General features: G+C 64.9%; 9 protein-coding genes and 1 riboswitch. Of the genes, 1 reads left to right on the top strand and 8 read right to left on the bottom strand.

From position 1 onward, the window contains the following. From hemA to WCB02_RS23290, 5 genes are all read right to left on the bottom strand, one after another. Positions 1-991: 5-aminolevulinate synthase (gene hemA / locus WCB02_RS23310; protein WP_423961832.1), on the bottom strand; the 991-nt coding region annotated here is incomplete at its 3' end. Positions 992-1,177: 186 nt separating this feature from the next. Beyond that, positions 1,178-2,239: an MBL fold metallo-hydrolase gene (locus tag WCB02_RS23305; RefSeq protein WP_423961834.1), complete on the bottom strand. Its 1,062-nt coding sequence runs from the start codon at positions 2,237-2,239 to the stop codon at positions 1,178-1,180. 155 nt (positions 2,240-2,394) lie between these two features. After that, on the bottom strand, positions 2,395-4,533 hold the full coding sequence (locus tag WCB02_RS23300) for a methyl-accepting chemotaxis protein (protein ID WP_423961831.1): 2,139 nt from the start codon (positions 4,531-4,533) through the stop codon (positions 2,395-2,397). Positions 4,534-4,704: 171 nt separating this feature from the next. Further along, positions 4,705-5,427, bottom strand: coding sequence for an outer membrane protein (locus WCB02_RS23295; RefSeq protein ID WP_423961829.1), 723 nt, complete (start codon positions 5,425-5,427; stop codon positions 4,705-4,707). Positions 5,428-5,653: 226 nt separating this feature from the next. Then, positions 5,654-5,965, bottom strand: a complete 312-nt coding sequence (locus WCB02_RS23290) for a hypothetical protein (protein WP_423961828.1) — start codon at positions 5,963-5,965, stop codon at positions 5,654-5,656. 217 nt (positions 5,966-6,182) lie between these two features. Between WCB02_RS23290 and WCB02_RS23285 the strand changes: the two genes are divergently transcribed. Beyond that, positions 6,183-8,171, top strand: coding sequence for a methyl-accepting chemotaxis protein (locus tag WCB02_RS23285; protein WP_423961826.1), 1,989 nt, complete (start codon positions 6,183-6,185; stop codon positions 8,169-8,171). A 60-nt stretch (positions 8,172-8,231) separates the two neighbouring features. On the opposite strand, the gene WCB02_RS23280 is transcribed toward WCB02_RS23285, so the two are convergent. The 3 genes from WCB02_RS23280 to WCB02_RS23270 all read right to left on the bottom strand — a co-directional run. Next, positions 8,232-8,732 carry a GNAT family N-acetyltransferase gene (locus WCB02_RS23280; RefSeq protein WP_423961825.1) on the bottom strand — a complete coding sequence of 167 codons (501 nt, stop codon included), beginning with the start codon at positions 8,730-8,732 and terminating at the stop codon, positions 8,232-8,234. Further along, the gene (folB, locus tag WCB02_RS23275) at positions 8,723-9,187 is read right to left on the bottom strand and encodes a dihydroneopterin aldolase (protein ID WP_423961823.1); all 465 of its coding nucleotides are present in this window, start codon (positions 9,185-9,187) and stop codon (positions 8,723-8,725) included. Before folB ends, WCB02_RS23280 begins: the two co-directional genes overlap by 10 nt. Positions 9,188-9,218: 31 nt before the next feature. After that, positions 9,219-9,300, bottom strand: a riboswitch (ZMP/ZTP riboswitch). A 121-nt stretch (positions 9,301-9,421) separates the two neighbouring features. Continuing rightward, the coding region (locus tag WCB02_RS23270) for a xanthine dehydrogenase family protein molybdopterin-binding subunit (RefSeq protein ID WP_423961822.1) at positions 9,422-10,106 on the bottom strand (685 nt) is incomplete at its 5' end.

The following is a 10,106-nucleotide window of genomic DNA, read 5'->3' as shown; positions in this document are numbered from 1 at the left end:
GCACGATGTGGGTGTCGCTCGACATCACCGGCAGGCCGGCGGCGCTCAGGATCGCCTTGACGCGGGCGGCGCGGTCCTGGTGCCGCTCGCGCTCCCAGCTCGAGCTCTTCAGGTGGCGGATCGCGGCGGTCGCGGCCGAGCAGATCGGCGGCGGCAGGGCGGTGGTGAAGATGAAGCCAGGCGCATAGGAACGGACCGCGTCGATGATCGCTCCGCTGGCGGCGATGTAGCCGCCGAGGCAGCCGAAGGCTTTTGCCAGCGTGCCCTCGAGAACGTCGATGCGATGCATGACGCCGTCGCGCTCGGCGATGCCGCCGCCGCGCGGGCCGTACATGCCGACGGCATGAACCTCGTCGACATAGGTCATCGCGCCATAGCGCTCGGCGAGATCGCAGATCTTCGCCAGCGGAGCGACGTCGCCATCCATCGAGTAAAGGCTTTCGCAGGCGATCAGCTTCGGCCGGTCCGGCCCCGCGGCGCGCAGCAGCTCTTCAAGATGCGCGACGTCGTTGTGGCGGAAAATCTGGCGTTCACAGCCGGAGTGGCGGACGCCCTCGATCATCGAATTGTGGTTCAGCGCATCCGACAGGATCAGGCAGTTCGGAATCAGTTTGGCGAGCGTCGCGATACCAGTCTGGTTCGAGACGTAGCCGGATGTGAACAGCAGCGCAGCCTGCTTGCCGTGCAGGTCGGCCAGTTCCGCCTCGAGCTGCACCAGCGGATGATGCGTGCCCGCGATGTTGCGGGTGCCCCCGGCGCCGGTGCCGACGCGGGTTGCGGTTTCGACCATGGCGCCGACCACTTTCGGATGCTGGCCCATGCCGAGATAGTCGTTGGAGCACCAGATCACGACGTTGCGCGCACCCCTGGGCGAGTGCCATAGCGCGTGCGGGAAACGGCCGGCGATCCGCTCCAGGTCGGCAAACACGCGATAACGCCGCTCGTCATGCAGACGTCCGAGGGCGGTGGTGAAGAAATCGTTATATTCCATCGCAAAAACCTGATCGGGAATGGAGCCAGGCCGGTTCGGTTCCGTTCTAGAGCGTTTCCAGCTTTGCTGTCGAGCCGAAATCGGGTGTCAGGCGGCTACCCAGCAGGAAGCAGCATTGCCGGAAACGCCGATCATGGGTTGATCCGGATCAATATGTTGCAGATGCGGCGGCGCGATGGCGGCCGCTCACGTGGTCTTGAAGCGCAGCACGCCGTCGATCTCGGCCGCGGTCAGGCGTCCCTCGACCAGCATGTAGTTGACGTGGGCGATCAGTTCGCCGGCGGCAAAGCCCATCTGATGCGGGTCCAGCACATGCTTGTGGAACACCACGGGCACCAGCTCGGCGGAGGTTTGCGGGATGTCCCGGCAGGCCTCGGCGATCAGCCGGCAGCGATCCTCATGGTGGTCGGCGAGCTGCTTGATGCGTGTCTTCAGGCCGTAGAACGGTACGCCGTGACCGGGCAGGACCAGCACGTCGTAAGGCAATGTGGTGGTGAGGCTCGCCAGCGATGCCAGATATTCGCCGAGCGAATTCTGGTCGGGCTCGACCGCCCAGACGCTGACATTGGGCGAAATCCGGCTCAGAACCTGATCGGCCGACAGGAACAGCTTGTCGGCGGCGCAATACAGCATCACCTGGTCGAGCGCGTGGCCGCCGCCCGTGATCACCTTGAAGCGGCGTGAGCCGATCGAAACTTCGTCGCCATGCGAAATGCGGCGATAGGACGGCGGCAGGACCGACACCCGCTTCAGGTAATCCTGGCCGCGGCCGAGCAGCTTGTCGGTCAGCGTCTCGTCCATGCCGTGGCGGCGAAAGAACAGGCGCTGGGCATTGAGGCGCTCCTCGGTGCCGCGGTTCTGATGATAGACAGACTGCAGGTATTCGACCTGCGACATGTGCAGCGGACAGTTGAAACGCTCGACGATCCAGCCCGCGAGCCCGACGTGATCGGGATGCGAGTGGGTCACGATCAGGCGGCTGATGTTCACGCCCTGGAGCGGGCCTTCCAGCAGCGCGGTCCAGGCCGCGATCGATTCCTCGTTGCCGAAACCGGAATCGATCGCCGTCCAGCCATCACCGTCGGCCAGCAGATAGATGTTCACATGGTTCAGGCGGAACGGCAGGTTCAGCCGCAGCCACAACACGCCGGGCATCACCTCGACGGCCTGGTCGGGGCCGGGGTGGGCGTCCCAGGGGTAGCGCAGCGCCTCTGCGGAGGAGTGAACCGTCTCTGTCTTCGAATGCATACGCATCGACTTAGCCGCACCTGCGGCGCGGCGCCAGCCGAAAAACCAGACCGGGTGCGGCCATCCGGGGCGCGCGGGGCCGATTCCCGCCAAGCTCCGGGGATAGGTTCCGGCAAAGTCCAACTCGGCGCTTCGCCGTTGCGCGGGATCGCGGCTCAGGCCGCACGGATGCCGGACAGGAAGGCGTCGATTTCCGTGCGCAGGCCCTCGGCCTCGCGGCGCAGCGCAGCCGACGCATTCAGCACCTCGGCGGCCGTGGCGCCCGCCTGGGCGGAGGCGCTGGAGACGCCGGAGATATTGCTGGAGACCTCTCCGGTGCCGCCGGCCGCATGCTGGATATTGCGGGCGATCTCCCGCGTCGCCGCGCCCTGCTTCTCGACCGCGGTCGCGATTGCCGTGGTCACGTCGTTGATCTCGGCGATGGTCTGGCCGATGTTGCGAATCGCGGCGACCGCCGACGTCGTCACCGCCTGCATGCTGGCGATCTGGCCGCGGATCTCCTCGGTGGCCTTCGCGGTCTGGCTGGCCAGGCCCTTCACCTCTGAGGCGACCACCGCGAAGCCGCGGCCGGCCTCGCCGGCGCGCGCCGCCTCGATGGTGGCGTTGAGCGCGAGCAGATTGGTCTGCGAGGCGATCACCTGGATCAGATCGACCACGACGGAGATACGGCTGGCGTTGTCGGCGAGCCCCTGCATGGTGGCATCGGTCGCGCCGGCCTCATCGACCGCCTTTTTGGCGATCTCGGCCGACGTCACCACCTGACGGCCGATCTCGGCGATTGATGACGACAGTTCCTCGGTGCCGACAGACACCGTGTGCACATTGGTCGAGGTCTGCTCGGCGGCGGTGGCGACCGCGCCCACCAGCGCGTTGGAGCGGTCGGCGGTCGCCGACATGCTTTGCGCCGTAGTCTGCATGGAATCGGCGGAGCGCTGCAGGGTGTCGAGCGCGCCGCGCACGGTGGCCTCGAAGGCTGCGATCTGCGCCTCCATGCGCAAGGTGCGTTCGGCCTTGGCGGCGCGATCCTGGTCCTGATCGGCGGCGAGCGACCGTGCCCGGATCATGCTCTCGCGGAACACCTGAAGTGTGCTGGCCATCGCGGCGATCTCGTCGCTCTCGCTGGGATGATAGATTTCGCTCTCCAGATCGCCCTCGGACAGAAACTGCATCGAGCGCTGCAGGCCGCGGATCCGGCGCAGGATGTTGGCGCCGACATAGCGCCAGACGAACAGCGCCGAGCCGACCAGGGTCGCTGCTCCCAGCGCCAGCATGACCGTGGTGGCGAATGAAATCTCCTGGCGCGCCACGAAGGTCGCGCTGTCGGTTTCCTTCTGCACGCCGACGACGAGCTGCTGCACGCTGATATCGAGCCCGACGATGAGCTTGCGGGTCTCCTCGAGCACGGTCTGGCCGTGGTCATTGGCGTCGAGCTCCTTCTGGCGAAGCCTGAAGACGCTCGACTCGCCTTCGCCGAAGGCCAGCAGCTTCAGCGTGCTATCTTTCAGCGCGTCGATCCTGCGATTTTTCGGCAGCAGCGCGAGGCTGGCCTCGACGCGCTCTTGCGCCGCCTTGAAGTGCTTCTCGATCTCATCCAGCGTGTCACTGCCATTGGCCGCCAGCGCGGCCGCCAAGTCGGACGCCGCGAGATTGCCGCCGGCGCTGACATTGCCGAGTTGGTTGACCATCCGCGCCGCTTCATTGGCAGCATCGGCCGAGGCCTCGGTCGCTGTGAGGAGGGTGTTGAGCCGTGTCTGCGCGTCCATCATGGCGGGGCTGGCCGCGGCGACAAAGGCTCCTTGCGCGCCGCGCAACGCGTCATATTGCCTGTCATGCAGCGCTGCGGCCGCGAGCCGGTCATGCGACGCCACGACCAGACGTTGGGTCGCGCCATTGATGTTCTTGATGGTTTCGCCGAGCGCGGAAAGCACCGCTTGGTCGGCGCCGAGCTCGATGATCTCGCCGAGCTTCTCCTGCACATCATCCTGGATCTGCTTCATCTTCTTGACGCGCCCGGCCAGGGCCTGCTCGCTTTGCGAGATGAGCAGCGCGGGGCCTTGGGCCGCAAGCGCGGCACTCTGCGCCGACAACTCTAGGCTCGCGGTGACGCGGGGAAAGTCGCGGCCGCTGAGATCGAGCATGACCTCGCTGAGATGCCGCAGCACCAGGCCGGCACCGCCGGAGATGACGATGGCCATGCCGGCGATCACGGCAAACGCGGCGAACAGGCTGCCCCCGACGCCCCAGCGCGGGCGCAAAAAGCCAAGGAACTTATGGACGCCCAGCCCGACCGCCATTCTCTACTCCCGCGTGCAATCCGTAAAATTACGGCCGGGAGTATCCGGGTGTCCGGTTAACAAAATCGGGAGACTTGTGGCGATCTACCGAGTTTTTGTGCATCGAAGACAAAAAGGGCCGGCAGATCGCCGGCCCTTCGGGATTCGTTAACCTGCCGTGCGCGGCTGCGCTCAGTAGCGCGAGCCCACCGGGCCGCCCCAGTTGAAGCGGTAGTTCACGCCGGCCGTCACCGTGTGATCGTCGGTGGTGAAGCTGCCGAGCGGAACGAGCGCGGCGGGCGCGGTGAAACTGGCATTGCCGAAATTATAGTACTGGTATTCGACCTTGGCCGACCAGCTCGGGGCGAACATGTATTCGACGCCTGCGCCGACGGTATAGCCATTGCGATGGTCGCCGCTGGTCGCGAATGCGACCGGAACGCCGCCCAGCGTGACTGATTCATTGTTGTCGGAATAGGCGTAGCCGCCCTTCACATAGAGCAGTCCGGGGCCCCAGGTGTAGCCGAAGCGGCCGGTCACCGAGCCGAGCCCGCGTTGGTTGTTGGTGTAGCCAAATCCGCCCGGGAACACCGCGCCGACATTGCCGTTCAGCCAGCTGTATCGGGCTTCGGCGCCGACCACCCAGTTCGGCGCGAATTGGTAGTCCGCGCCGGCCTGCAGGCCGCCGAGGAAACGGCCATTGCCGTTGTTGCCGGTGGCAAGGCCATTGAAATTGCTGTCGCTGGTGAACGCGCCGCCGACGTGTCCGCCGATATAGAAACCGGTCCAATTGTAGATCGGCGCATAGACGGGGGGAGCCTTGTAGTAAGGCGCGCGGGTGCCCAGATCGGCCGCGAGGGCCGGCGCGGCGCCGAGAATGACGAGCGCTGCGGTAGCAAACAGAAATTTTTTCATCGGTGTAACTCCAACACATGACCTAAAGCGACGCCACGTGTGAGGCGTCCTGCACGGACATGGAGATAGATCGCTTTTGAATAAAATGCTGTCACTGGAGGGGCACAGCGGATTGCAATCCAACCCGTTGGCAAGCAAACGTTTTCTTGTGCTTAACAAAGCCCTTATCAGGCGTGAAGACGAGCTTAACGCGCAAGTCCCCGCGTGCCGCTTTGAGACAGTTGCGTCAAGACGAGGTCAACGCCTCGTGCAATCGTGCGACCGCCTCGGCAAGCTGGTTGCGGTGGGTGATGTCGTCTTTCGGAATGCCGCCGACACTTGCGGCAAGCTCGCGCAGGATGCCGGCGAGCAGGCCGAAGCTCACATGCATGTGCACGGATTTGCGGACGTCCTCGTCGCCCGGCCGTTCGAGCACGAGCGTGAGACCGGCCGGATCGAGATGCGCCTCGAAGCGCGAGCTGTGTTCGAACGTGCCGACGTAGAACTTGTCCGGATATTCGAGCGCGATCTCTGCCTTGTCGGGAACCGGTTTTGACATCGTGGGCCTCGCCAATCATCGACTCATGATGGCAGGCGAAGCGGACCTGGGCTTTGCGATAGGTCAGAAGGGCCGTCTCCGCATTTTTACGGCTCCGGAAATTAACCGGGTTAAAGAGGCAAATCAGCAAGATTCGAACCGGCTGTTTCGCGCGCCGTTTGGCCGCGCAGGCTGCGATCGCGGTCGCGATCGGCTTTTCCGTATCACGTGAGCTGACATGAAAATTCGAATTTCGATCTCCGCTGCGATCGCCGGTTTTGGCCTGATCCTGGCCGTGGGCTTCGCGTCCGTGGCCCTGACGGGAGCCTATGCGCTGAGGGAATTGAAGGTCGGCGGCCCGCTCTATCAGAGCATCAAGCTCGGCAACGACCTGGTCGCCGACATCCTGCCGCCGCCAGCCTACGTGATCGAGGCCTATCTCGAGACCACGCTGGCGCTGCGCGAGCCGAAACAAATCGAGCTGCATGAAAAGAAGCTGGCCCAGCTCAAGAAGGACTACGAGGACCGCAAGACGTTCTGGAGCGCTTCCGACCTGCAACCGGCCCTGAAGACGTTGCTGGTCGACAAATCCGACGCCGAGGTGCGGAAGTTCGGGCAGATCGTCGAAACCGATCTCCTGCCGGCCCTGCACAACGGTGACACCGGGAAGGCCGAAGCGGCCTATTCGCGCTTGACGGAGGTCTATTCCGCCCATCGTGCGGTGATCGACAGCCTTGTCGACAGCGCCAACAAGGTGAATTCGGACATGGAAGCGACCGCCGCCGCGCGCGACGGCAGTCTTTCCTTCGTGGTGTGGACCGTGTCGGGCCTGGTGCTCGCGGTCGTGATCCTCGGCGTTCTCGGCTTCGCTTTCGGCGTGATTCGTCCCCTGGTGCGGATCACCGAGGCGATGCGGCAGATCTCCAAGGGGAAACTGACGACCGCGATTCCGTTTGCCGAGCGGCGCGACGAAATCGGCTCGATGGCCGCGGCGCTGGCGGTGTTCAAGGACAACGCGCTCGAGAACGCGAGTTTGCACGAACGGCAGCAGAAGGATTGGGCCAAGGGCGAGGACCTGCGCAGGAAAGCCGCGCTGCAGATGGCCGATACCGTCGAGCGTGAAACCGGGGCATCGGTTGAAGCCGTGTCCGAGGCCTCGCGCGACGTCCAGACCGCGGCGGAGGGCCTGTCCGGGCTCGCCCGCGACCTTTCGGCCGAGGCAACAGCGGTTGCCGCAGCCTCCGAACAGTCTCTGGCGAATACCGAAACCGTGTCGGCGGCGGCTGAGGAAATGACTTCCTCGATTCGCGAAATCGCAGCCCAGGTGGCACGCGCCGGCGCGATCACCAAGACCGCGGTTTCGGGTCGCGAGAAGGCACAGGAAACCATCCAGTCGCTGGCCGGCGCCGTGACCCGGATCGCTGAAGTCTCCAGTCTGATCGGAGGCATTGCAGAGCAGACCAACCTGCTCGCGCTGAACGCCACGATTGAAGCCGCGCGCGCCGGTGACGCCGGCCGCGGCTTCGCTGTGGTGGCCGCCGAGGTGAAATCGCTATCCGACCAGACCGCCAAATCGACCGACGAGATTTCCCGGCTGATTGCCGAGGTGCAATCCGCCACCACGGCCACCGTGGAAGCGGTCGAAAGCATCGGCAGCAAGATATCCGAGATCGATGAGGTTGCGGCCTCCGTTGCCGCGGCGATGGAAGAGCAGCATACCGCAACCGCCGAAATCAGCCGCTCGGTCGCGGCATCGGCCGCCGCGGCGCAACAGGTCTCCGCCAAGATCGGCGATGTCAGCCGCGACGCCAATTCGGTCGACGGCCGCGCCAGCGAGGTGCGCCGCGCCATCGCCAACGTGTCGTCCAACCTGGCGTCGTTGCAGTCGGTTCTGGTCAAGGTGGTCCGCACCTCGACCGAGGAGGCCAACCGGCGTCGCTGGCAGCGTTTTCATTCCAGCCTGCCGATCCAGGTCACCTGCCGCGGCGGCGCCCGGCCGAACGCGCAGCTTGCCGATATTTCCGAAGGCGGCGCCTGGATCAAGCGCGTGACCGATCTCGAGATCGGGGAGTCCGGCAGCCTCAAGATTCAGGGCTGCGAAGCCAATCTCCGCTTCTCGGTGCGCAGCGGCGAGGACGACGCGCTGCATGTCGAGTTCGAACCCGACCGCGAATGGGAAGCCTATCGCAAGTGGTTCGCCATCAACATCGACAAGAAGGCGGCGTAGCGCGCGGGCCGGAAAAATCGCGGGATGCGACCTGGTCGATGTGCGCTTCGCCCCTGGATGTCAGGGATTCGAGATCGGACGGCTGTAGTAGCGTGAGTATGTCTCGCCACCCGGGTCCCAGGATGGCGCGGGCTGGAAACCCAGCCGCTCGTAGAGACGATGCGAAGCCGTCAAGGAGCTGTTGCTGGACAGGCGGATGCGAACATATCCCGCCATGCCGGCAAAGCTGATCAACTCGTCTGCGATGGCCCGCCCGATCCCGTGACCGCGATGGGCCGGGGCGACGAACATGCGGACCATCTCGCATTCGCGATCGTCGAGGCGCTTGATCGCACCGGTGCCCACGATCTCGCTTTCGGTGCGCGCGCACAGGAACAGTGCCCGATCGCCGTATGCGGTGTCCGCACTGTCGACGTCGGATAGGCGCGCGGAGATGAAATCCCGGACGAACGGATCCGGGTGATGCTGAAAATGCTCATGCCAGACGGACTCGATCAGTCGCCGCACGGCCGGCGCGTCGCCGGCCTGGAACGGCAGGATCGTCCAAGCCGTCATGGGCATCGAGACCCTCGACGGGTATCTTGGTCGCGAACGCCGAAATATTGCGGGGAGGCAGATGCGTGGGCGGTTTCACCCTGGTCCGGCGCCAGGTCGGCGCGCTGCAGGCGGACCTCGACGCGGACCTGTTCTATCGAGTGGACGATCGGCGGACTGAATTTCGCGACAGCAACCGTAACGCCGTCGATCGCAGCGAAGCGCCGAAGCAGGCCCGTCGCGATCATCTCGGCCAGGGCTTCAAGAGTCTGGAATCGGCCTGACCCCGCAATCTGCAAGGCTTCATCGATCACGGCGTCATATCTGACGGAGCAGTCCAGATTATCGCCGAGGTGGGTCCGGACCTCGCGCAGCGTTGCCGAAATGTCGAAATTGAATTTCTGGCCGAGCGTTCGCTCTTCCTCGAAGAGCCCGTGATAGCCGTAGGTCTGAAGTCCGGCGATAGCGATCGACGTAAGCATGGGCAGCTCCCAACAGAAGCGGTTTGATCGGGGAATGTGCCCAGGCGAACGGCAGGTTGTTCCCGCGCTTCCCGATGGTGCTCCATCCAAGGTCGCCAGTCGCGCGAGAGACGCAACGTTAGCGGCTTTTGGCGAGGCCGACAACGGGCTTCGCCGGCCGGTCGCGATGTCCGGGAGTGTTTGCAGCGAGGCCGAAACTCGCGTTCCGGCCGCGCCGCAAAATTCCCGCGCCGCTCAGTGCGCGGCGAGCGTCACGAGATCGTCGATCCGGATCGGAAAACGGCGGACGCGGATGCCGGTGGCGTGCCAGACCGCGTTGGCGACGGCGCCGGCCGAACCGGTGATGCCGATTTCGCCGACGCCCTTGATGCCGAGCACGTTCACATGAGGGTCGACCTCGTCGACCATGATCGCCTCCATGTGTGGCACGTCGGCATTCACCGGGACATGGTATTCGCCGAGGTTGGCGTTCATGATCCGCCCGGAGCGGTGATCGGTGATCGCCTGCTCATGCAACGTGAACGAGACGCCCCAGATCATGCCGCCCAGGATCTGGCTCTGCACCATGCGCGGATTGATCACGCGTCCGGCGGCGAAGGCGCCGACCATGCGGGTGACGCGGATCTGGCCCAAATCAGGATCGACCTTGACCTCGGCAAACACCGCGCCATGCGCATGCATGGCGTAGTTCGACTGTGCCGCGGGGTCCATGGCGCCATTGCCGCGGGCTTCGATCTCGGCACGACCTGCGCGGCTGAGGATATCGCCATAGCTTTCGCCTCGGCTTTCGTCGTCGCGGCGGAACAGTCGACCGTCGCGCGCCACCACGCCGGCATTGCCGGCGCCGAACAGCGGCGAACGGCGGTCGGAGGTGGCAAGCTCGGCGAGTTTTGCGATCACCGCGGCGCCGGCATTGTGG

The sequence above is a fragment of the Bradyrhizobium sp. genome (assembly GCF_049581145.1).
Lineage (GTDB): Bacteria > Pseudomonadota > Alphaproteobacteria > Rhizobiales > Xanthobacteraceae > Bradyrhizobium.
The sequence above is the reverse complement of the archived record's forward strand: the minus strand, read 5'-3'. Positions and strand labels throughout refer to the sequence as shown.

What these genes read in the sequence shown, in the direction of transcription:
- WCB02_RS23305 (WP_423961834.1), bottom strand. Translation starts at nt 2,239, where the DNA reads ATGCATTCGAAGACAGAGACGGTTCACTCCTCCGCAGAGGCGCTGCGC.
- WCB02_RS23280 (WP_423961825.1), bottom strand. Translation starts at nt 8,732, where the DNA reads ATGCCCATGACGGCTTGGACGATCCTGCCGTTCCAGGCCGGCGACGCG.
- WCB02_RS23300 (WP_423961831.1), bottom strand. Translation starts at nt 4,533, where the DNA reads ATGGCGGTCGGGCTGGGCGTCCATAAGTTCCTTGGCTTTTTGCGCCCG.
- WCB02_RS23290 (WP_423961828.1), bottom strand. Translation starts at nt 5,965, where the DNA reads ATGTCAAAACCGGTTCCCGACAAGGCAGAGATCGCGCTCGAATATCCG.
- WCB02_RS23285 (WP_423961826.1), top strand. Translation starts at nt 6,183, where the DNA reads ATGAAAATTCGAATTTCGATCTCCGCTGCGATCGCCGGTTTTGGCCTG.
- folB (WP_423961823.1), bottom strand. Translation starts at nt 9,187, where the DNA reads ATGCTTACGTCGATCGCTATCGCCGGACTTCAGACCTACGGCTATCAC.
- WCB02_RS23295 (WP_423961829.1), bottom strand. Translation starts at nt 5,427, where the DNA reads ATGAAAAAATTTCTGTTTGCTACCGCAGCGCTCGTCATTCTCGGCGCC.